Consider the following 24,274-nt stretch of genomic DNA (forward strand, 5'->3'; position numbering starts at 1 on the left):
ATGCCTACTCTTGCGTTTTTCGGCTTCCACGGCTGTTTTTTGGGATATACAGCTACTTGCAATACAATTATGATATTAAAAAGTGTGTTTTGTGGTTCATTGCTACTTCAAAGCGGTTCTTTATTGGTCGTCAGCCCTATTGCAACCCTTTTGAAGCGGTTCGGAACCTATTTTATGCGGTTATCTACCATTTTGAAGCGGTTCCTTAAGGGGCTTACCCCCTAAACGAACCCCTTTTTTTAGGTTTGGAACCTATTATAATGATTACAGAACCGCATCAAACTTATATACAACCGCTTTGTATTATTATAAGACCATTTATAACTTACAAACAACCTTAATGATGCTTTACTGAACCCAATTGCACCTTTAGGAAACCTCCTATATTTGGTCTATAACCTAAAATATTACGTATCGGTCATGTTTAGTAATTCGTTCATTAAGGCTACACGTCTTTCGTTCTTTTCTATGGTTTGATGAAAGAGTTCTAGAATGGCATTTTCTATTTTTTCATTTTTATTGAGTCCGTTAAATACATTTCTGATCATCGATGTTCCATAGGGTTTTCCCTGTCGGTTGGTAATCTTTTTTTTTTAGGACTTTTAACACCTTCCCCGTATAATGATGACCGATTGCTTTTTTTAGTTTCTGCCGTTGTTCTTCGTGTATCATGCGTTGTATTTATTTGACTGTGAAATTTTTTTGTTACAACTTTTCTTTCATTTTAAAATTTAACCTTTAATTTAGGTATCAGATTTTTTTGATGGTGTAAAGTAACTTTGAAAAACTTTTCTATCAAAGTGTATACCTTGAACATTCACGGAATATTCAAGGTAATTTCATGGAATATTCAAAGTAATAGGCTTTGGTTTACACAACATTAAATAATTAGTAATCAGCTTATTTTTTATGCATTATGTTTATGTGATATGTTTTTTTGCTTTCTCCCTTGTAGGAAATGCACAAGAGAAAATAAATAATAATAAAGTTTCTGTTGAAGGCAAAAGTTATGATCAATTAGCAAATGAAATATATAAATTTCACGCTTTAAACGATACCATATCTGTAGATGTTTTAGCAAGTAAATACTTAAGAAAAGGAATCTATGATAATGATTCAATACGAATTTCCGAAGGTTATTTATTTATGTCAGGATCTACTTTAGAAAAAAATAAAAGATTAAAATTTTTAGATTCCTCACTTTTCTTTTGTGGAAATAAGAATAAATATTTAGTTCCAGCAAGTACATATTTAACTAAATCTGTAATTTATTCAAGAAATTCTGATTACAAGAAAGCTTTAAATAACTTTATATTAGCTCACAATAGTGCAGAAAAATCTGGAAATGATTATTATAAGAGCTTGGCAAAATATAATATTGGTATAATAAAGAGTAGAATAGGTTTACATGAGGAAGCTCTTGTCTACGCTAAGGATTCATGGAACTATCACGAAAAAATGCCAGTTAGTAGAAATTATCTATGGTCTTTATCTTTATTGTCAAGTGAATATTCATATACGGGAGAGTTAAATAAAGCCACCGACTTAAATACAAAAGGTATTATTGATTCAAAATCAGTAAATGATACCGTTTTGTATAGTATGTTTGTCTTATTAGAAGGGATAAATCAATATCACAAAAAAAATTACAAATCATCAATAGATAGTATTAATAAATCACTCCATACGCACATCAAAAATGATCATAAAGTTTATGAAGCTGCATCTTATTTATATTTAGGGAAATCATATTATGAAAATAATGAATATAGTAAGGCAATATCAAACTTTAAAAAAGTTGATTCAATTTTTCATATAAATAATGGATTATTACCAAAAAGTAGAGAAGCCTATATTTTTTTAATTGAAAATGCAAAAAAAACAAATGACTTAGAAACACAATTATATTATACGAATCAATTATTAAAATTTGATAATTTACTTCAAAATAATTACCAATACATAAGCAGTACTATTTATAAACAACATGAACAACCTATTTTATTATCCAAAAAGCAAAGAATTATCAATGTATTAAAATCTAATAATAACAGATATCTATATTATGTTAGTACTTTAATGTTAATATCAATAGTGATATTGATCATATTAATAGTTAATTATAAAAAGAAAAAAAAGTATAAGAGTAAATTTGATGAGTTGATGAGTAACTCTAATATTACTAGTAAGTATCAAATGGATAAAAAAAATCAATCTAAATCAATTGATATAGATGAAAAAAATATCTCTTGGTAGATTATCTGAAAACTTTAATACCAATTCAAAGTATATCTCAAAAATAATTAATGAATATAAAGGTAAAACAGTTTCGCAATATATTAATTCGTTACGATTAGACTATTGTATAAATAGATTAAAAAATGATAATAAGTTTAGGAAATATAGTCTCGATCATATTGCTGATGAATCTGGATATAGTACGCGTAGAGCATTTAATAACGCTTTTTTGAAGAAGACAGGTATTAGTCCATCTTATTTTATAAAGAAATTAAGTGACTGATTTTAAGATATTTATATTAGAATAGTCAAAATATTTTTATAATATTTAGATCAAATTTTTCAAGATAGCTAGTTTAAATAGATTAACGAAAATCTTAGGAGGAAATGATTCGCAGATACAACAAAACTGTGAAACAAATACGAATACAACAACAGATTTATGTCCAGTGCCGCCTACAGCAACTTGCCCAAAAGATGTAAACATATAGAAACTGAAAGTTGTTAAAAGTTAAATAAATGTTTTTAAGAAAGACTTTAATTATAGTATTATTAATCTTAATAGGATGTAAAACTTTTACGTCCGTAAAGATTGATAAATCATTCCCTAGAAAGAATTCAAAATTAACTATTCAAGAATGGCGAAATTGGATTCACAAAGATATTATACGAGATACCATAGCAGGAATAAGTTTAGATAAGGCATACAAAGAATTATTGGATCATAAAAAGAAAAGAAATACTATAATTGTCGCATTATTAGATAATAGAATTGATGCTAAACATGAAGATATAAAGGATTTCATCTGGAAAAATATTCATGAAATCCCAAATAATAATATTGATGATGACCAAAATGGTTACGTTGATGATACCAATGGATGGAATTTTCTCGGTACTACTTTTGGACAGAATGTCGATAGAGCAAGCTTCGAATTCACTAGAATAGTTAGAAAATATCAGAATGATTTTTTAAATAAAAATATTCTTGAAGTTCCTAAAAGTAGGAAAGAGGAATTCATTTTATATACTAAGGCTAAAACTCTTTATGATGAGTCCTTAAAACAATTAAAAAATTCCATTTTCTACCTAGACTCTATAAAGAATAAAAAAACAAAACTTTACAATGATCTAAAACTTATATACAATGACACTTTACTTTCTCAGGCTAACATAGAAAAAGTTTTTTCTAAAGATAGTTTAATCAATATCAAGATAAATAATTATAAAAATCTTTTAAATTATGAAGATTGGATCTCTAATACTGAAAAAACACAAAAAAGATATTCAAATATTTATTTATCGCTATCATTTAATGATCGTGAACGTATTGGCGATGATGTAGACAATATAAAGGATACGAACTACGGTAATGGAAAAATCACTGCTAAAAATACTTCAAGTCATAATCATGCAATAAAGGTAGCTGGAGTTTTGGGGGCAAATAGATATAATAATATTGGGATTAAGGGTATTAGTAATGCTTTAAAAATTATGCCAGTATGTGTTTCTCCTTCAGGAGATGAGCAAGATAAAGATATAGCTTTAGGGATTAGATATGCTGTTGATAATGGTGCGAAAATCATAATAATGACATTTACCAAATATATTGTACAACATAATAATTGGATACAAAATGCCATAAAATATGCAAACGATAAAGATGTGTTAATTGTCTTATCTGCGGGTAATTCTTCAAAAAATAGCGATATTGAAATAACTTATCCTAATGATGTAGATAAACAAAATAATGAATATGTTAATAATATTATTGTAGTAGGTGGTTCTACTTCACAAGCAAATGAAAAGCTAGTTGCCGACTTCTCCAATTATGGGAAAAACAATGTAGATATTTTTGCTCCAGCTAAAACTATTTATACAACTAAAAGAAATCAAAAATACGGTTACGAAAGCGGAACATCTATGTCAGCCCCAATAGTAGCAGGAGTTGCCGCACTAATCCGTTCCTACTACCCAAACCTAACCGCATCTGAAGTAAAACAAATTATCATGGAATCTGGTGTTTCCTATGATATTATGGTCAATAAACCTTCTGCAAGCAAAGAAAAAGAACTCGTTCCCTTTAGTTCCTTATCCAAATCAGGTAAAATAGTGAATGCCTATAATGCGTTGTTACTAGCGGAAGAGGTTTCTAAGAAGAAGAAACGCAAGTAATACCCAATAAAGTATAAAGCGCAAATGTAAAGTATGTTACAAAATTTTTATTCAGTTTTTGTGCAGTTGAGCACATAAGAAAAATAGGTGTTTCAATGGAATTTCAACAGCATTCGAAGTAACATTTTTAGTGCCTTAAAAACCAATTCTTTAGACTTGTTTATGTATGTTTAGGTTTAGAAAAGAGCCGAACTTTAGTTATGAATAGTACGAATACAAATTCACTAAGCACTTTCTTTCAATTCCTGATTTTCAAGTTGTTTTAAGAAATACGAAGGATGAATTCCTGTTTTTTTGTTAAAAGCTACTGAAAACGATTGTGCATTGTTAAACCCAACATCAATAGCAATTGCTTTGATAGTATACGATCGGAACTGTTTATTTTCTTTTAATTGTGTAATAGCATAATCAATTCTGATTTCATTCATATATTTCGCAAAGTTCATGCCTTTGGTCATATTAATGATTTTTGAAAGGTAGGTACTATTGGTATCCAGTTCTTTGGCAAGTTTGGTAAGTGTGTAACTTCTTTTGGTAAACTTATGCGTTTTTTCAAACTTATCTAACTTGATTAATACGGCATCAATAATTTCTTGCGGAATGCCTACAGCCGCCTTTTTTATGGTTGGTATTTTTTCAATAATAGGAATTTCTTTTTCCTTTTCTTTTTGTTCATATTCTAGCATGAGCGCGTCAAAACGTTTTTTGTACACGGCATTTCTTCGATAAAAGTAAAAGATGACGCCAGAAAGCAACACGGAAAGAATAATAAGAACCAAAATGGTTTTTTGTGATAAGAAGTTGGAATCTTCTAGTTTGGTAATTAATTCCTCTTTTTTGCTGAGTAATTCTTCTTTTTCAGAAATCAGCAACGGAGTTTCGTATTTCGTGACAATCTTTTTTCCTAAATTTTGATAATCTTTAGAAATCATATCATCTACATCGAGTAATTTTTCAATGGCAGACAAGCGTGCAGCATCATTGCCAGAAGTTTTGTGTGCTATATTTAATAACTCATACGCTTCCCGTGCTTGAAATATAACTTTTGGATGTTGCTGGAAAATAGAATCAACTTTATATAAATAGGGCAACGATTCTGCATTTTTTCCTTGTTTGTTCAAACACTTATATATATAAAGGTATGTAGAAGACAGTGCTTTTTGATTGGTTTTAAAAAATGTAGCTGCTTTTTGCAAGCTGTCATTTCCTTTAGCATAATCTTCTTTATAGTATGATGTAATTCCGTACGATAACAGGAACCAAGGATATAAATATTGATCAGGATGTTTCAAACTTGCGGCAATTCCACGTTGATGTGCTACTTCCGCAGAATCTAAAAGTCTATTTTTATTATACGAATCAGCTAATGCAAATAACGATTTTAGGTATTGTTGCTGATCTTTTTGATGCTGATTGTTTTTTGTAATAAACGCTAAATTTTCTTGAAAAATGGTTAGTGCTTCTTCCTTTTCATCACTTACATTCTTTAAGAGTCCTATGTAATGTTTTATAGAGATTTGTTGTGCAATATCTTTCGCTGCAATGGCAAAATCATTAGCAATGGCAAAGTTGTCTAGCGCTTCATTGTACTTAGAATTATAGTACAATTGGATTCCTTTTAATAAGTACCCTTTCCCTGGATAATCGTTGAGTTTTGCATTTTTAGTGAGCAAAATAATGCTATCAGCATACGAAATAGCTGTTTTTGTATGACTATAATGTGTGATGAATTGCTCATAACCTGCAACAATTTTCTCTAAATCGTTGTTTCTTTTAGCGTTTTCGAGATATAATTTGGCATCATTTAGCTTTTGTTCCGAGTTTTTAGGCAATGGAATGAAGTCAGATTTCAGTTTATCGAACTCATTTTCCTGTGAAAATGTGCTCCACATACCAAAAAGTGTAAAAAAAACACTAAAAAATAAGGTTCGTATGGATGTTTTTGTATGATTCGAAGCAATAGCCTCCAAAAAAATGGATCTTTTTTTACAAATAATCTTCATTTTTTTTCAAAAATTTTCTTTTAGAGTTTCAAAACACTCCCTTAAATGTTTTTTTGTAAAAAATACTAACTCTAAAAAGTAGGTTAAATAATACAGTTCTGGTTACTAGAGCATTAAAATGAATATTCTGCTCGCAAATACATGATAAAGATATCAAATTTTGAAAGAATACTAACATTTTTATGGCAATCTACTGTTTACAAGACTTCTTTTAAAAAAGTGCAACATGATATTTATAAATACCATGCCTGCATTTATAAATGGCAGCACTAACCATTTGAAAATGTGAATATTACGCCATTATTTAGCACTGTCGATTTGTTGCAACAATCACATAAGGCGGAATCCGAAAAGCCTAAAACAGAGTAGGAGATCAAAACTTTATAAACTTTAATATTATGAAAAAATTAATCAAATTAACAGGAGCATTAGCAGTAGTAGCATTATTCGCAGTATCTGCAATCAACACTACAAATGCACAAGAAGTAACTATGGATGACGTAAATGTATCTACAGTAGAGAACTTAGACAACATGTTGAAAGATGAGTGGACATTTATCTCAAGAGATTTCGTATACACTGGATCTAGCGAGCGTTAATCAACACACAATATCACATTAGTAATCAAATTAGTATTTAACCAAAATTTTAAAACACATTATTATGAAAAAATTAATCAAATTAACAGGAGCATTAGCAGTAGTAGCATTATTCGCAGTATCTGCAATCAACACTACAAATGCACAAGAAGTAACTATGGATGACGTAAATGTATCTACAGTAGAGAACTTAGACAACATGTTGAAAGATTCATGGACATTTATCTCTAGAGATTACGTTTATACTGGAACTTCAGAAAGATAGACTTCTCAGAATTGAAAAAGAAAAGACCACTTTTCGGTCTTTTCTTTTCAATCTTAACTCAAGCATTTTCAATCCAATAAAAAAATATATAATCATGAAAACAACCAAAAAAATATTACTCGGATATCTTGCCGTTCATTTATTGTTTATGTTGATTATAGGATTTGCAAGCTTTACTTCATTTCAAGATGACGAATCACAAGCCAAACTAAATCCTGTTGGAAAATTCATCGCAAACAAAGCATCACTGTTTGAAACACCGAAACCGGTTACTGATTTTATATTCTTTTATGCAAAATACACAGGAACCAATAGAGGATATTCATTCTTTTCTCCAAATATTTCACCAATTAAAGTAAGCATGCGATTTATGGCTGATGGCGAAGAAATTCATCTTCCATTTAAGTCTCCAGAATCTTTCTTAAAGTTCAGATCGGCAAACTTACATTTCAATTCAAACATCTTTGATGTAGAAGAACGAGAAGTTATACTGAAATCAATTTCATCTTCCTTATTCTCAGATCATCAAGATATAGACAAAATAGACATTTACTTAGATTTATATCGTTTCAACACACTCGAAAGTGCAGCAACCGATGGACATCAAGTGATGTATAAAGAAATTTTAGGATTTTCTACCACAAAAAACAAGGAAGTTGCTATGCAAACCAATTCCTTTAAAAACTAAACACCATGAAAACTTTAGACACTTTTATCTTTGGAAAATCTGCCAGCGTTAAAAAAGACATCGCTATCAAAATGATTGCTGTATTCGCTGTTGTCAATGTACTCGTAATTTTACCAGATTTATTCTATATTTTTGGAGAACAAAGATTACTGCAAGAAGCTGTAAATGAGCGTTATGTATTTTGGTATCAACCTGTATTAGGTTGGTTTTCAGATATCTTTTCATACATTGGATTTACAGAAAATATGACTTTCTTATTCTTTTTATTCGTATATGGAATTAGCTTGTTTTGTTTATGGAGAAACTACAAAAGACCACTTTTTGCTGTCATAGCTTGGTTTATCCACTTCATGTTTGTAAACTCAACATACTTATTTTCGTATGGAGCAGATTACTTCGTTTCATTCATGCTATTCATAAACATTTTAATATGTGCAGGATATCTATTTAATAAAGAAGCTCGCAAGCCACTATACAGTTACGTGATCCGATTTTTACAACTACATTTATGCTTGGTATATTTCTTTGCAGGAATAGGAAAAGCATTAGGAACCGATTGGTTAGATGGAAATGCCATTTGGATGGTTATCAACACGTACACATCTAGTAGTGTGGTGGAAAGCTCTATAGGATTGGCAGCGTATCCAATAATTTTCAAACTATTAGCTTGGGGAACTGTGGCTTTAGAACTATGTCATCCTGTGTTAATATACATGAAGAAAACCAGAAAAGTGACACTTGTACTTGTCATTATGTTACATGCCGGAATTGGAATATTCATGCAATTTTACACGTTCGCAGTCGTAATGATTTTACTAAACCTAATTGCTTTTGGACACTATTTCAACTGGAAATCAGTACTTAGCAAAGAAGAAGAAACAACCAATTTAGCATTGGAAACGGCAGTAGCCTAAAAAAGTTTCTCAAAATACATTGCATTACTATGTATTTTGTTTATATTTGAAATATGAATTCTGAATTTGTTCAAAAATGGCAGTCACAGGTTAAAAAAGGAACCTTAGCATTTATTCTATTGAATATCCTAAAAGACAATGAGTTTTACGGATATGAATTAATGGAACAAGTTCGAAAGTTCACAACCATAGAAATAGCGGAAGGCACACTATATCCTTTAATGAATCGATTAAAAAAAGAAGGATTGGTTACTTCTAAATGGGTAGAACAGGAATCTGGAATCCCACGGAAATATTACCAGCTCACAGAAACAGGTGTAGCAACATTATTAGAAATGCGCGTATATTGGCAAAATTTGGAAACATCAATTCAAAAGCTTTTAAAATAAACAGATGAAAAATATTGAATTCAACGATAAATCAGCACAAAAAATATACGATAGTTACTTCAGAAGAATCCGTAGAACGATTGCTGTATTAGCTAAAAGTGATAGAGAAGATGTGTTGATGGAGTTCAATAGCCACATATATGAAGGCTTACAAAATGAAGAAGAAGGTGCAGAAGTAGAAAAACTACTTAAAATTACCCAAGGTTTAGGCGATCCAGAAGAAGTGCTAAAACCTTTAGTAGCAGAGAAAAAATTACAACAAGCTACACGAACGTTCAACCCAATGCACATATTTCAGGCAATATTCCTGAATATTAAGAGCGGAATTGTATACTCAGTTTTTGCCATCTTATATATATGTTTATTTGGTTTTGGGATCTTAATGTTTTTAAAATTTACAAATCCTGATAGTACAGGATTGTTCCTAAAAAATGGCGAATTTGTAGCCTTAGGTTCATTAAAAACGTCCGATCCAGCAGTTACTGAAGTTTTAGGCAACTGGTTTGTACCAGTAATGTTCTTTAGCGCTTTGGTATTATATATCATTATAACGTTAATCTTAAAATTGACACGAAAGAAAAAAGAAGAATAACCTTTTTTTTACACCTATACATAGCAATGCAAGGTAAGTAGTATACAACATCACATTGTTAGTCACAATAAAAAGCAAAACAAAAATGTTACCAATAAAAATCAAACATATTACCCTCTTATTTCTCATGATGCTCTCAGGATTGTGCCTGGCACAATCCAAGAGTATCCAAGGAAAAGTAACCGATACACAAGGTGTACCTGTTGATGGTGCTGCGGTTGTACTATACAATGCAAAGAAAAGTATCATTACATATACTGTGACAAATGAGTTTGGAGCATATGCTTTAGAAGGTGACGTAAAAGAAAACTACATTTTAGAATTTACACACATATCCTTCTTGAAGCAATCAAAAACAATTACGGCCAACCAATTAACACAATCGCCAATTGTAATTGATGTAATGTTAGAAGAAAATACAGCTTCGTTAGATGAAGTCATCATCATCTCCACAAATGAAGTAAAAGATACCGTTCGTTTAGATCTTGATAAATTAAAATTATATGAAGATGATAATTTAAGAGACATCTTAAACAAAATTCCAAACTTCAGATTAAGTGACGACGGAACAATTATCTATAAAGGAAAAAGTATTGATAAAATACTCGTAAACAAAAAACCTTCTTTTGAATATCAAAACAGTATTGCGTTAGAAAGCATTGAAAAAAATATCATTGAAGGAATTAGTGTCATCAATAACTACAACGACGATTTCTCGTTAGATTTTGAAGAAAATGAAGAAAGTGTATTAAACATTGACACAAAAAACCAATCGCAAAGTATCATGAACGGTTCGCTTGAACTAAAAGCAGGATACCAAGATAAATATGAATTTAAAGGAAAAGGATTTTTATTCTCTAAAAACTTAAACGCGTTCTTAACCAATAACACAAACAACATTGGAAAAACAACGGTTACGGCTGGAGAAGTAAAGAAATTATTCAGCGAAGGACAACCATTTTCAAGATACCAAGGTGAGACGCTTAGCGGATTGTTTGCAACGAATGAAAACTTACTAAAAGATTTTTATACAAGTACCAACTTAACGCTTCGCAACCAATCGCAACGTTTAAAAACATCAGGTTTATTTTACTTCATTGCGCCAGACAGAGTGAATAGTATTGTTCAAAACACAAGTACTTTAGATAATGTTTCCTTACTAAACACACTTGATGAAACGCAGGCAAAAACAACGTCATTTTTAGGAGCTTTATCTGTAGCTTATAAAATTTCAAACAAAACAATTGCTACGTATAACATCAACGCAAATTACATCAACAATAAAAACAATAGCGATGTGCGTAACGAATTGTTTGACAACGGAACGCCAAACGGAATGAACACAACATTCGCTAACAATAGAAACAATATTTTCTCTTCAAACCATGTACTTTCTGTAAAAAGTAAATTGAAAAAGAATCTGATTTTAGAAACAAAAGCAGCATACTATCACGAAGGAACAAAGTTGTTAAACGATTACACCATCTCACAAAACAACAGCATTTTTGACACAGCAACACAACGCTACCGTTTTGACAAAAATCAAGTATTGGGAAGTGTTGGACTCAAATACAAAGCGTCTGATCAGTTTATTTCTTTAATCTCAGCAACGTATCACAAAGAAAATGAGGAAATTAAAGACAGAAACTTAAACAATACGATGTTGATCAAAAGATCACAAGATAATTTCTTAGTAGACGTAGAAGTTACAGGAGAAGACATTGTAAAAGGATTGGATTATGAAGTTTCTTTAGGATTGAATTCATTCACAAACAACTTAACGGTTGATCAAATTGAAGCTTCGGAAACGTTTATTCCTGTGGACCTTTGGGTAGATTATGAAAACAGATTGAATCGTTATGCGGTAAGTTACACACGTACACGTACATTCAATGACATTGTCTTGGGAATCAACAGTATACAACCTTTCAATAGCATTTGGAACGGAACAAACCTTTTTGCTTTAGGATTCAATACCTCAAACAACTTTCATGCAAGTTATGACTACGACAATCTGTTTGATGGAGAAATATTCTCAATATCAGCAACGTACAAAAACCAAAAAGATGTGGTGCGTAGAAACTTTGTAAGTCAAGCAAACGGAATTTCAGAATTCAACTTTTTCATTGCAGACAAAGCAACAGATTTTAAACTAAGCACATTTTACTCAAAAACGATATCTCCGTTGAAATATCCAACAAAAATAGATATCTCAGCAAGTTACAACCAAGTAGAATATCCAGCAATCATAGCACAACAAGAAGTGGATGTTGTTACAAAAACCATTGCGCCAGAATTACGCGTAGAAACCATTACGGACAACTTTGTAAACTTTAGCTTATCATCAAAAGTATCATTTAGCAGTGATGAAATTCAAAACACCACTTACGATGCTACATACACAAGAAACAGTGTTGCAGTATTGCTCAAAAACAAACAATGGAAAGGGAACATTACATTTTTATATGACAACAATCACATAAACAATGTAACCTATTCAAGAAAGAACTTAAACCTAGGGTTATCATACACAAAAAACAACATGGTTTTTAGTATGGAAGCGAGACACATTGGCGAGTTGTTATCATTCTTTGAAAACGATGCATACAATTCTCAATTCATCATAAGCAACGGTATTACAAATACTATCGTAAACAACCAATCATTAAACTATATCATTTTCGGAATCAAATTTAAATTATAACATATAACCATTTTAAAACTCAATATCATGAAAACTATCAAAATTTTAATCGCAATTTTCTTCGTAAGTATCACAGTAAATGTTAACGCACAAACGAAAGACAAAAACATTTTAAAAGTAAACTACACAACAGGATGTGTATCTGATTTCCTAGTAGGAATGTTAAAAAAACAAATCAAAGATCCGGCGCAATTATCAAAAATGTTGACAATGATGGAAGGATACAAAGTACACAGTAGCTTTTACCAAAACATCAAAACGAAAGAATCATTTTTTGTAATTGACTCTATCAGTGAAGTAGAAAAACTAAGCACGGCAGGATACACGTATTACACATACAAAAACGCTGCAGGAGATTTACAAGGAAAAGAAATCTTCATGGGAAAAAAGATCAACTTCGAAGGGAAAGTAAACGAATTGAAGTGGAACATTACAGACGAGCAAAAAGAAATCAACGGATATCAGTGTAAAAAAGCTCACTTAGAAGGAAATCCAGCAATTTATGTTTGGTTTGCTCCAGAAATTCCAGTAAGTGGCGGACCATATGTATTTTACGGATTACCAGGATTGGTATTAGAATCTGACAACTACTTTGAATCAGTTAGTGCAACAACTATTGCATACGAAAGCAAAGAAGTATTTGAAAAGAAATTAGCAGAAGTAAAAGACAAAATCAGCACTAAAAAAGCGATCTCTTTAGCAGAAGTATTTGCTAAAAAAGAAAACTTCCAACGTATGATTTTAAAAGGAAAATAAAAACAAAGAAAACACGGAATATTCACTTTAATACGAAACAACATGGAATTAGCTATCAACAATTTAACAAAAAAGTACGGCTCAAAAAAGTTAGGATTGAGTGACTATTCAATCAACATAACTTCTGGAATCTTGGGCTTACTCGGGCCTAATGGAGCAGGAAAATCTACTTTAATCAAAATGATTTCCTCGATCAGTAAACCAACCAAAGGAAGTATTTCACTCAATGGAAATGATATCCTAAAATCGCCCAACTACATTCGTAAGATGTTAGGATATCTTCCACAAGATTTTGGCGTCTATCCAAACTTAAATGCCTTTGAATTTCTGTCGTATATGGCAGCAATGAAAGGTGTTGGTGGGAAAGGATTGCATAGAAGAATAGAAAAATTATTAATGGAAGTAAATCTTATAGAATCGGCAAACAATCAATTGGGAACCTATTCTGGCGGAATGATTCAGCGTATCGGAATTGCACAAGCCTTGCTAAACGATCCGAAAGTGATCATTTTTGATGAACCAACCGTTGGACTCGATCCGGAAGAGCGTTTACGATTCAGAGATTTAATTTCAGATTTGGCAAATGATAGAATCATCATCTTATCATCGCACATCGTATCAGACATTGAGACCATTGCAGATGAGGTTGCCATTATGAAACAAGGAGAATTAATTGTAAAAAACTCGCAGGAAGACATCATACAACTCGCCGAAGGAAAAGTATATGAAACGACAGTGAGCAAATCTAACATTAATAACTTCAAAAGCTACCATACTGTGGTAAGCTCACACAGAACACAGGACAACTTTAGAGTGCGTTACATCTCTGAAAATCCTAATGTTGGCGCAGAAAATGTGACCGCAACCTTGGAAGATGCATATATCTATTTAACCAAAAACTAATACGTTACTACCATGTTTCAATTCAAAAATATCATCAAAGGAAATTATTTACAGTATGTACGAAGCTATTCGTTTCTCATCACTGTAGCACTAAGTGTATACATTGCGTTTAGCTTTGTACCATCGCCAGAAGCCAACTATACTACAATCAGATTGGGTTCATTTACAGGAGATTACAACACGGCTTGGATCGGTTTTGTTACGGCAATCATGTCAAGCACCATCCTATCATTGGTTGGTTTTTTCCTCATCAATGGAAGCATCCGAAGAGATATTGAAACACGAATTGGACACATCATAGGAACGACACGCATATCGAATACGGCATACATTATCACAAAATTATTGAGTAATTTTTTAATACTATTCTCCATATTGGTTATTGTGGGAATAGTAAGTGTTATATTATCATTCCTTTACGGGAATGGACAACGTTTTCAGCTTTCCGATTTTGTATTGCCGTATACGATTATTACCATACCAACACTATTTGTAGTAGCTAGTTTTTCGCTATTGCTAGAAATACTATTGCCTAAAAAAACAATCCTTCAATACGGAATCTTTTTAGTAGGATTCTTCATGATACTCTTTGCATCTTCGCCAGAAAAACAAGGTCTTTTTGATGTATTTGGAATGCAATATCCAACTGCCGTTGTGAGCAACCAAATTCAGGCAATGCACGTTGGCGAAAACACCGAATTGGCTATTGGTTTCATCTCAGGAGGAAGAAACATAGACAAAGTGGTTACTGTGGAAAGTATTTCATTTACAACCGCATACATGCTCAATCGTTTATTTTGGGTAGGATTTGCATTTCTCTTAGCTATAGCAAGTTCACTATTCTTTCATAGATTTAACATCAAAGAACGATTAACAACGCAACTAAAGCCGAAGCAAAAAACTAACGGAAAAAGTGCCGATTTCCAACTTGGAAACATCACAGAAACTCCCGAATTTTCTTCGCAACTATCGCCATTAATTGGTGCAGAAATACTAATGCTTGTACGTAAAAGTCCAAAATGGCTTTGGGGAATTTCCTTTGGTTTAATGGTAGCAATGATATTTGTTCCAATCACATTTGCACATCATTACATGTTGCCATTGCTATGGTTTTTACAAGTGGGTGTTTGGTCAGATTTGGTGACTAAAGATATCGCGTTCCGAACACACTATTTCACAGCTTCATCGTACCAACCTGTGCAGCGTTTATTTATCTCAAGAATCATTGCAGGCGTTTTCATTGCACTATTCATTGCAGCGCCGTTACTCGTACGATACATTGTAGAACTAGACTTTCATACGCTACTAAACATAGTACTTGGAGCATTATTTATCATTCTATTGTCTGTATTTTTTGGAACACTGACAAAATCGAAAAAACTATTCGAAATTGTATTTTTCTTCCTCATTTACAGCAACATCAACCTAGTTTCAGTAACTGACTACTTCGGTGCAGTACACACATCATTCAGTTACACAGGAATCATGGCAGTGTTAACGATAGGATTATTTACAGGATCATACTTCTTAAAAAAACTAAGTTATGACTACTAAAAAATTAGATGAATTGATCGAGGCTCACATCATTATCATTTTTGATGGTGTTTGCGGATTTTGTGATGCTTCGATTCAGTTCATCCTTAACCAAAACCCTTCAAAAGAAGTACGTTTTGTATCGTTTCAATCAGAAACAGGACAGCAACTCATGGCAAAATTGAAACTTGAAATCAACTTAGATACCATTATTCTTGTAGAAAAAGGCATTGTGCATCAAAAAGCAAAAGCTTTCTTAGGAATTCTAAAACACGTAGAAAGTCCGTATCGGTTTGCGGGTTACTTTACGATAATTCCATCATTCATAAGCAATGTATTTTATGATATAATCGCAACATACAGATATAAAATTATGGGAAAAGTTGAACAATGTCGCTTGCTTACACCAACGGAAAGAGCTTTCTTTTTGGAGTAAACTAATAAGTATCTCTATAGAATCTGTTTATTTGTTTTTGTTGATTTATGTATTTGAAACTACTAGCAATTCAATACATCATAAACTCTTCAACTCATGAACCTTTATACTAGTTCCTTTGGAAGCTAAAAGATCAAATTTTACACTAAATCGTCTTGATTCTATACTCTTGACTCTTAATTCTATTTCAAAACCTACTTCAACTTATCCGCAAATAACTGTCGTAACTTCGTTAATTTTGGCGTAATCACATAACTGCAATAGCCTTGTTGCTGGTTTTCTCTATAATAATTTTGATGTTCCGCTTCCGCTTCATAAAACGTTTCTAACGGCGTAATTTCGGTAACAATAGGCGCATCATAATAATCAGCCATTTGCTGCAATACAACTTCCGCAATCTTACGTTGTTCGTCCGTATGATAAAAAATTGCCGAACGATATTGTGTGCCCACATCTGCTCCTTGACGATTTAACGTAGTAGGATCGTGTGTCGCCATAAACATGATTAAAAGTTCTTCAAACGAAACCACATCAGCGTCAAATGTCAATTGAATCACTTCTGCATGACCTGTAAGTCCTGAACAAATTTCTCTATACGTAGGTTTTCCAGGAACGGTTCCGCCAGTATATCCTGAAACTACAGTTTCTACTCCTTTTACCTCTTGAAAAACGGCTTCTGTACACCAAAAACATCCGCCACCAATAGTTGCTGTTTGTATATTTTTATCTTTCATAAATGTACGCTTTTGTTCTTTTTTATAGCATGGCAAAGATACGCATAAAACAGATTATTTTATATCGTATAAAAATGCTTTTTCGATTGTATTAGTCGTAATACATACAAAACCTTATAGGAGTTAATTTTTGTGTTTTTTTAGGCTTATTTTAAAAAAAAGCATCTAAATAGATACAAAAATACTGTCAGTATCGTCACAAAATAATGTTGTTTTTTGTAGTCTAAGCCTAACAAAATCAAGTAGCTTGACATAAGTTTGACAATTTTGATTTCATTGGTCTATAAAAAACATTCATTCGTCGAAGGTTTGGTAGTTATTGTCTAATATATAGGGTTTTATATATCAGAGAATAGTATATTTGGACTTAACTTTTTTTCATGGTTAAAGTAATTTATTGGTTATAAATTATTTCCCTTATTACCCTAAGACCCCAAATAAGTATAACCAATTTTTGGTAAAAGAAAAGAGCTTCCGCAAGGAGGCTCTTTTTGATTTAGTGAAACTCGGTTTTGTGAAGTCGAAGACGCCCACAAAACCGTTAGTTGAACTAATTCCTTCGCAGGAAGGAATATTTTAATATTAATTTCTAAATTTAAAGAGTAACTGCTTTTTCTTTAAAGCAATTTTTAGAGAAGTCGAAAGACGTATTCAAAAGTAATAGTTGAATTAATTCCGTCGTAGGACGGAATCTTTTATTTTCTACGAGATCTATTTTAGAATTCCTGAATTACGTGTCTAACTCGTAAAATTTTGCAAAGTCGAAGACGCCCACAAAACCGTTAGTTGAACTAATTCCTTCGCAGGAAGGAATCTTCAATTTACAATGAAGTCAATTCTTTTCGTCAAATCGAACTTGATTCGTTTTCTCATCATATGAATATAAATACAATAAGATTTTGAATCAAGTTCAGAATGACGTTTCTTTTATAAAATAGTTACTTCTGTTAGCGCGAGTTTTTAATGCGTGCCAACAACCATAGAGCTTGATGCAATACTGAACCAAGTTTAGCACAGGCTTCAACAAAAAATCAATTCTGCCTGTTTGTTCATTATTTCTTTAGGTAGACGTACGATGTCATTACAACTTTTTTTTTCTTTTGATTTCGGTATCTGAACCTGTAAAAGCTATAACGTTTATGTTTCTCAATGATCACAAATAATCTAACTTCTAAAAGCGAAGCGCTCTAAAATCCAATAGTGAAACGGTCTAATTTACCAAAATAAAATACTGCCAAGGTTGTAATGCAACATCTTGTCCTTCTCTAAACATGATCATGTCGTCATTCATATAATTTGTAAAACTTCCGGTAAGATCAATTTTTGTAATTACAGGATCTTTTGAAAGATTTCCAATATAATATACTGACTTACCATCCTTTTCACGTTTAAAGGCTAATACCTTATCAGCAACACTGCTTGTTAGTTTTGTATACGAAGCCGCATTTTTTCCACCATGCAACGCTACATGTGTATTTTTTAACGTTCCTAACTTTTCTAAAAGAGGCCACATAGCACCTTTTTCCTTCGGAATTTCGTCTTTCTCAAAAAACTTCAAACGATGTTTCATATCATATTCCTGTCCAGAATATATCAATGGCATTCCTGGTGCTGTGTATGCTAATGCAGTAAATGCTTCAGCACCTTTGCCCAAGCGTTCTTCAATAGTTCCATTCCAAGAATTTTCATCATGATTGGTTACAAAATTCATTAAAATATCATCACTTTCATACAACGAATCAATCTGTTTCATACGTTTGTCCCAATCTGCAACGGTTTCTTCGCCTTTCGCAATATGATTCATACGATGGTGTGTATCCCAACCGTAAGCCATGTCAAATAAATTGTCTTTCAACAATTCAGGTTCCCAAGCTTCAGCCAGCATAAAAATATCTTTGGTAGCGCGCAATTGTGGCACAGCTTCTACCCAAAAATCTGTTGGAACTGAACCAGCAACATCACAACGAAAACCATCAACACCTTCTTCTGTCAACCAATATTTCATGTCTTTCACCATCGCTTTGCGCAATTCTTTATTGTCATAATTTAAATCGGCAACATCTGCCCAACCAACGGGCGTTCCATCTTCGTTTAACGGATCGGTAATTTCGCCTTTCGCATTTTTTGTGTAGAATTCAGGATTTGTTTTCAACCAAGTATGATCCCAACCTGTATGATTTGGAACCCAATCCAAAATTACATAAATGTCATTATCATGTGCTGTTTTTACCAACTCACGGAAATCTTCAATCGTTCCAAATTCAGGATTTATCTTTGTAAAATCTGAAACAGCGTAGTAACTTCCTAAGTACTTTTTGCGTTCTTCGGGATCTTCAATTTCGCTAGCAAATTCTCCACCTGTCGCTTTACGCTTGGTTTCTGAAATTGGAAAGATTGGCATTAACCAAATTACTTTTACGCCCAATTGTTTCAATTGTGGAATGTCTTTCGTAAACGCATCAAACGAACCTTCTTTTGAATATTGACGAATATTAGCTTCATAAATCACGGCGCTTTCCATCATGTCAGGAGAAACAGCAGCAATTTGCTTTTCTTGCGTTTCAGGTGTTTTTTCAGCTTCCTTTTTCTTCGTTTCACACGAAAAAAACAAAAGTGTTGTGAGTACAAATAAAGTTAGATTTTTCATTCTATGTTAGTTTATAAATAATATATTAGTTTGGGTTTGATTTTATAATTTAATGGTAATTTCTCGTTCTTTTTTAGTGTTCCAGCGTACTTTAAATTTTAGCATTTGTGTGTCTGAATTCCAATCAAATTTGATTCGTTTTCCGCGAAATTTTACTTTTCTAGGTTTTTTAGGTATGTTGTGAATTACCATCGTAATTTCCTTTGCCTGCGAAGAATAATTTGTACCAATTTCAGCTTCAAGCTCAATGTTTAACTTCGTTTTTTTAACTTCACTTTCAAACTCTAGTATTTCATACATTCCTTTTTCAAAAGCATTTTTGGTTTCGCCATCATCCATATACAACATACGTTCACTTTCGGTAATGCTTTCATCGTGATAATAATGTAGTTCAAATGTATTTTGATCGTAATTTGCCGTTGTTAACATTGGTGTTGCCATCGGAATAAACGCGCCAGCACGCACATACGTAGGAATCGACGCTTCTTTGATATCTACCACTTTGGTTTGTCCACCAGCAACTTTTTCATCCGTATAAAAATTGTACCAATTGGTACCTTTTGGAAAGTAGACTTCTTTCATTTTTACGCTGTCTTTTACAATGGGCGTCACTAAGAAATCGTGTCCCCACAAATAGGTTGAAGCGTTTGTGTACAATGCTTTGTTGTCAGATTCTTCAAAAAATAACGGACGCATTAACGGTGTTCCTTTTTGATTGTTTTCAAACGCAATGGTATAATTGTACGGTAATAATTGATAACGCAATTCAATAGCTTGTTTGGCTAATTTTTTCGCTCGTGGCGAACGAAATACAGGTTCGCTAGGCACTTCTTCTTGTGCATGTGGTCTGTAAATTGGTTGAAAAACGCCGTATTGTAACCAACGGATGTACAAATTATCGTCCAAATTCGCGCCAGCAAAACCACCCAAATCAGAATGCATATAGCTTAAACCTTGCATCGCCATTTGCATGGCAATTTCTGTCTGCGATTGCAATCCGCCCCAAGTTCTGTTTACATCGCCCGACCAAGGAATGAGTCCATACCGTTGCGAACCAGAATAGCCAGCACGCATCAAAATAAACGGTCGCACAGTTGGAAAATCTTTCGCGTAACCTTCGTAGACCAATCGCGCCCAATCGTGTCCGTAAATATTATGTTTTTCGTTGGCTGTTCCTGTGTGATGAAGTAATTTTTCAGGATGCACTTCTGGTTCTCCCAAATCGCCCCAAACGCCTGCAATGCCTAATTCTGCTAGTTCTTTATAAATTGACCAAAACCATTCTTCGCCTTTCGGATTGTAAATATCGATCAATCCTGTATTTCCAAAATAGAAATCGAATTTAAACGGATTTCCAACAGAATCTTTTGCTAAAATGCCCAAGTTTGAAGCTTCGTGCCAACGTTTGGAAGTTGTTAAAACAAACGGCTCTGTAATAAACACAGTTTTCACACCTTGATCGTTTAAGTTTTGAATCATCTGTTTGGCGTCAGGAAATGAATCTTTATAGACTTGCAAATTTCCCATTGTGCCTTTGATGTCTTTCCCAAACCAATACAAATCTAAAATAATCGCATCTACAGGAATTTTTTCATCCTTAAATGCTTTGATAGTAGCTTCCGTTTCTGCTTGCGAATGGTAGCCAAATCGGCTTGAAAAGTTTCCAAATGCCCAACGTGGCGGCAAAGGTTGTTTTCCTGTTAAATCCGTATAATTGTCAACAAGATCGTTCCAAGAATCGCCCACAATTACTTGATAAGTTTTGCGTCCCGAAATGGTTTCGTAGGTAAGCGTATTGTCTTTTTTACTATCTAAATCCAAATATCCAATCGGCGCATTGTCAAAATGAATCATGTATTGGTTGGAAGAAATTACAATTGGCAACGTAAAATTCATCAATTCTGAACGTGTTTCGTATCCGTAATGCGCTCTGTTGTAGAGTTTCAAGCGATTTCCACGACGATTCATGCCCAACGCGCGTGCGCCACCGCCAAATAGAATTTCATCTTTCGTTAAATTGAAATCAATTGCTTCGCCACCTTCAACTTTTTGATAGCCATTTTTCTCAGAAATGATCGGTTTTCCTTTGTAACTGTATGAAATTTGGAATGGCATAACACGAATAGTTGCGGTAATTCCTGTGGTATTGAATACAATTTCCTGCTTGTTTTCCCAAAATTCGGTATTTGGTAACGAAGATTCCATGACAACGGCATGCGAGTTATTTTGTTCGGCTTCTCCTTTCGGGATAAATGTAGTTTCTATGATTTCATCCGAATATGCCTTTAAAATGTAAGTGCCATCAGTAACTTGAATCTTCAATGATGCGGTTGTTTTATCATACGTCGTGCTTGAAACTTCACGTTGGTAGTTTTGAGCAACTGAAATTTGCCAAAAAAGACTGAATAGGATGAATATTTTAAATAGTTTCATGTGTTACTTTTTAAGTAAAAATGTAAATGGAATGTGCAATCGTTTTTGCCAAGCATTTTCAGAATGATTTGCGCCTTCAAAGAATAAATTTTGATAATTTTCGTCTGTATATCCTTTTTTCTTAAAGATAGTATCCACAATTTTGGCATATTGCGGATAGTATTGATCTAAGGTTTTGTTTCCGTAATCAAAATAAAAACGATGCGTTTTTGGCGATGGCAAATTGTCACTCATATAGGCAAAAAATGTATCAGGAATCGGATTGTTTTCCATTGGCATAATGCCAACCCAATGTGTAGAAATACACGCCGCCGCACTGAAAATTTCAGGATATTCACACATGGCATACATTGAAATGAGTCCGCCCATACTAGAACCTGCGACAAATGTATGTTCGCGATTTGTTTTTACGGAATACGTGTTGTCAATATACGGTTTTAGTTCTTCCGTAAGGAATTTTAGATAATTATCAGCACTAAAAATCATATCGAAATTGTTCTTTTTAGCTTCCGTTATGAGTTCGTTTCTTGTTTCTTCATTTAAATACCCAAATGCTTTTTCAGGAAAGTAGTTTTGCCAACGAATTTCAGGAATGTTGTACGGTGCCACAACAATGAAATCTTGCACTTTTCCTTCTTTCATGAGTTGTGAAGCTACTTCGTCTACTTGCCATTCTTGACTGTTCCAAGTAGTTGTGGCATCAAACAAATTTTGTCCGTCGTGCATGTACAATACACTGTATTTTTTGTCTTTTGAATAGTTTTCAGGCAACCAAACATCAACATTTCGAGAACGAATATAGTTTGACGGAAAGTCTGCAACACGCATCAGTTTTCCGCTTGCCAGTTTTGCTGTTTTGACTTCTTTGGCAATCGGTTTTTTATTTGTTTTAATTTCTACGTCTTCTGCAAATAACCAAAGGATTGCTTTTTTGAATTCACTTCGCCAAAATACTTCGCTATGTGTTCCACTTGGTGTGATTTGTACATAGAAATTGTCTTTTGGAAAACCGTTTGTTTGTATAGCGTTTGTAACTTTTTCTAAGTTTTGAACCATATTTTCTCCTTCTTTTCCACCCATGAGGTAGTAAAGTTTAGAGTTGTTGGCTTCCGCCAGATTGTTCTCAGTAAACGGAATAATTTCGTTAGAAAACCAAAACGAAGGTGAAAAGATACCTGCTTTTCCAAATACAGTTGGATGTTCAAAAGCGGCGTAATGTGAAATGAGTCCGCCCATAGAACTTCCCATGATTCCTGTGTTTTTGGCGTCTGGTTTTGTTTTATATTTCTTGTCAATAGCAGGTTTTAAAGTGTTTGCAATAAAGTCAATGTATTCTTTTCCTTGTGGAATACCATATTTTTCATGTTTCCAAGGTGTGTATTCTTGCATGCGCTTTTCACTATTGTCAATAGCAACAATAATGATGTCTAAACCATTGATATCATGCAATCGGTTCATCGTTTCATCGACTTCCCATTCGCCTGAATACGACGTGGCTTTATCAAATACATTTTGTCCGTCATGCATGTATAATACAGGATAGGTTTTATCCGATTTTGTATAGTTTGGCGGCAAGTACACTTGAATTTTTCGGGTAGTATTGAGTTGCGGAATTTCAAAGGCTTCCGCAAATGTTTCTACATTGGGTTGTTTGGTAGACACGGTTTCGTTACTATTTCCATGTGTCCACGCACCAATAGAAATGTTGATGGTTTCAGGAGTTTCCTTAAATGTGTAGCTTCTATTTTCAACATTTTGTCGTTTCGCGTCTAGCTCAACACTTTCCCAAGTTCCCAATGTAAATTTGAACAGAATGGTTTCTTTATGATTTGGAAGTGTAATTTGATATGTTTTGTCTTTCTTCTCAAGTTTTAATTCGTCTCTTCCGCCAGACCAACCTTCAAAATCTCCTGAAATGTAGATATCTTTGGTATAATCGTGATCGGCTGGTAAATTGTTCACAATCATTGTGACTGATTTTTTACCATCGGTTCGATCATCTTTTTGCTGTCCTTTACAGGAAAGGAGAACTAAAGAGATGAGTATGATTGCGAGTTTTGTTTTCATGATATTTTTGTCATTTCCGCACAGGCGGAAAACTATTTGTTTACTATATTTTTGTTTCTATTTGCATCTCGACTGCGCTCGATGTGACATTTTGTTTGACCTTGTCATTCCGCACTTGATGCGGAATCTATTTTTGTTTTGTGGATTCCTGCCTTTGCAGGAATGACATTGTTGCTCGATCTCAATACAAATATCTCA

21 protein-coding genes are annotated in these 24,274 nt (G+C 33.2%); 15 read left to right on the top strand and 6 right to left on the bottom strand.

What is annotated here, in order from left to right:
* Positions 1-225 (top strand): hypothetical protein (locus AA089_RS25505; RefSeq protein ID WP_206540704.1); only part of this gene is annotated, 225 nt, incomplete at its 5' end.
* Between the two features lie 182 nt (positions 226-407).
* Here AA089_RS25505 and AA089_RS24855 read toward each other — a convergent pair.
* A complete protein-coding gene (locus AA089_RS24855; RefSeq protein WP_156169049.1) occupies positions 408-548 on the bottom strand; it encodes a hypothetical protein in 141 nt (46 codons plus the stop codon).
* A gap of 361 nt (positions 549-909) precedes the next feature.
* On the opposite strand from AA089_RS24855, the gene AA089_RS15180 reads away from it, so the two are divergent.
* From AA089_RS15180 to AA089_RS15190, 3 genes are all read left to right on the top strand, one after another.
* Positions 910-2,256, top strand: a complete 1,347-nt coding sequence (locus AA089_RS15180; protein WP_046757831.1) for a tetratricopeptide repeat protein — start codon at positions 910-912, stop codon at positions 2,254-2,256.
* Positions 2,234-2,521 (top strand): helix-turn-helix domain-containing protein, encoded by a 288-nt coding sequence (locus tag AA089_RS25825; RefSeq protein WP_046757832.1) that lies wholly within the window; start codon positions 2,234-2,236, stop codon positions 2,519-2,521. Before AA089_RS15180 ends, AA089_RS25825 begins: the two co-directional genes overlap by 23 nt.
* 236 nt (positions 2,522-2,757) lie before the next feature.
* Positions 2,758-4,413 carry a S8 family serine peptidase gene (locus tag AA089_RS15190; RefSeq protein WP_046757833.1) on the top strand — a complete coding sequence of 552 codons (1,656 nt, stop codon included), beginning with the start codon at positions 2,758-2,760 and terminating at the stop codon, positions 4,411-4,413.
* 224 nt (positions 4,414-4,637) lie between these two features.
* Here the strand turns inward: AA089_RS15190 and AA089_RS15195 are convergent, their stop codons facing one another.
* Positions 4,638-6,305 (bottom strand): helix-turn-helix domain-containing protein, encoded by a 1,668-nt coding sequence (locus tag AA089_RS15195; RefSeq protein ID WP_162200450.1) that lies wholly within the window; start codon positions 6,303-6,305, stop codon positions 4,638-4,640.
* A 509-nt stretch (positions 6,306-6,814) separates the two neighbouring features.
* Here AA089_RS15195 and AA089_RS15200 point away from each other — a divergent pair.
* From AA089_RS15200 to AA089_RS15250, 11 genes are all read left to right on the top strand, one after another.
* Positions 6,815-7,015 carry a hypothetical protein gene (locus tag AA089_RS15200; protein ID WP_046757835.1) on the top strand — a complete coding sequence of 67 codons (201 nt, stop codon included), beginning with the start codon at positions 6,815-6,817 and terminating at the stop codon, positions 7,013-7,015.
* A gap of 64 nt (positions 7,016-7,079) precedes the next feature.
* Positions 7,080-7,280 (top strand): hypothetical protein, encoded by a 201-nt coding sequence (locus AA089_RS15205; RefSeq protein ID WP_046757836.1) that lies wholly within the window; start codon positions 7,080-7,082, stop codon positions 7,278-7,280.
* 94 nt (positions 7,281-7,374) lie between these two features.
* Entirely contained in the window at positions 7,375-7,968 is a 594-nt protein-coding gene (locus AA089_RS15210) for a hypothetical protein (protein ID WP_046757837.1), read from the top strand.
* Positions 7,969-7,973: 5 nt separating this feature from the next.
* A complete protein-coding gene (locus tag AA089_RS23790; RefSeq protein WP_053002469.1) occupies positions 7,974-8,882 on the top strand; it encodes an HTTM domain-containing protein in 909 nt (302 codons plus the stop codon).
* 53 nt (positions 8,883-8,935) lie between these two features.
* The gene (locus tag AA089_RS15220) at positions 8,936-9,271 is read left to right on the top strand and encodes a PadR family transcriptional regulator (RefSeq protein WP_046757838.1); all 336 of its coding nucleotides are present in this window, start codon (positions 8,936-8,938) and stop codon (positions 9,269-9,271) included.
* 4 nt (positions 9,272-9,275) lie between these two features.
* Entirely contained in the window at positions 9,276-9,863 is a 588-nt protein-coding gene (locus AA089_RS15225) for an HAAS signaling domain-containing protein (RefSeq protein WP_046757839.1), read from the top strand.
* Between the two features lie 85 nt (positions 9,864-9,948).
* Positions 9,949-12,567, top strand: a complete 2,619-nt coding sequence (locus AA089_RS15230) for a carboxypeptidase-like regulatory domain-containing protein (RefSeq protein WP_046757840.1) — start codon at positions 9,949-9,951, stop codon at positions 12,565-12,567.
* Positions 12,568-12,594: 27 nt separating this feature from the next.
* The gene (locus AA089_RS23795) at positions 12,595-13,323 is read left to right on the top strand and encodes a GLPGLI family protein (protein WP_053002471.1); all 729 of its coding nucleotides are present in this window, start codon (positions 12,595-12,597) and stop codon (positions 13,321-13,323) included.
* Positions 13,324-13,365: 42 nt separating this feature from the next.
* Complete coding sequence (locus AA089_RS15240; protein ID WP_046757841.1) at positions 13,366-14,226, top strand: ABC transporter ATP-binding protein; 861 nt, start codon at positions 13,366-13,368, stop codon at positions 14,224-14,226.
* A gap of 12 nt (positions 14,227-14,238) precedes the next feature.
* Positions 14,239-15,780, top strand: coding sequence for a hypothetical protein (locus tag AA089_RS15245; protein ID WP_053002473.1), 1,542 nt, complete (start codon positions 14,239-14,241; stop codon positions 15,778-15,780).
* Positions 15,770-16,195 carry a thiol-disulfide oxidoreductase DCC family protein gene (locus AA089_RS15250; protein ID WP_046757842.1) on the top strand — a complete coding sequence of 142 codons (426 nt, stop codon included), beginning with the start codon at positions 15,770-15,772 and terminating at the stop codon, positions 16,193-16,195. The genes AA089_RS15245 and AA089_RS15250 overlap by 11 nt, the downstream gene beginning before the upstream one ends.
* Before the next feature lie 194 nt (positions 16,196-16,389).
* Here AA089_RS15250 and msrA read toward each other — a convergent pair whose 3' ends face one another.
* The 4 genes from msrA to AA089_RS24285 all read right to left on the bottom strand — a co-directional run bounded on the left by msrA (position 16,390) and on the right by AA089_RS24285 (position 24,076).
* Entirely contained in the window at positions 16,390-16,929 is a 540-nt protein-coding gene (gene msrA, locus AA089_RS15255) for a peptide-methionine (S)-S-oxide reductase MsrA (RefSeq protein ID WP_046757843.1), read from the bottom strand.
* 1,210 nt (positions 16,930-18,139) lie between these two features.
* A complete protein-coding gene (locus AA089_RS15260; RefSeq protein ID WP_046757844.1) occupies positions 18,140-19,576 on the bottom strand; it encodes an alpha-amylase family glycosyl hydrolase in 1,437 nt (478 codons plus the stop codon).
* A gap of 42 nt (positions 19,577-19,618) precedes the next feature.
* On the bottom strand, positions 19,619-22,009 hold the full coding sequence (locus tag AA089_RS15265; protein ID WP_046757845.1) for a TIM-barrel domain-containing protein: 2,391 nt from the start codon (positions 22,007-22,009) through the stop codon (positions 19,619-19,621).
* 3 nt (positions 22,010-22,012) lie between these two features.
* Positions 22,013-24,076 carry an alpha/beta hydrolase gene (locus AA089_RS24285; protein ID WP_082113295.1) on the bottom strand — a complete coding sequence of 688 codons (2,064 nt, stop codon included), beginning with the start codon at positions 24,074-24,076 and terminating at the stop codon, positions 22,013-22,015.
* Positions 24,077-24,274: the final 198 nt, after the last annotated feature.

The sequence above is a fragment of the Kordia jejudonensis genome (assembly GCF_001005315.1).
Lineage (GTDB): Bacteria > Bacteroidota > Bacteroidia > Flavobacteriales > Flavobacteriaceae > Kordia > Kordia jejudonensis.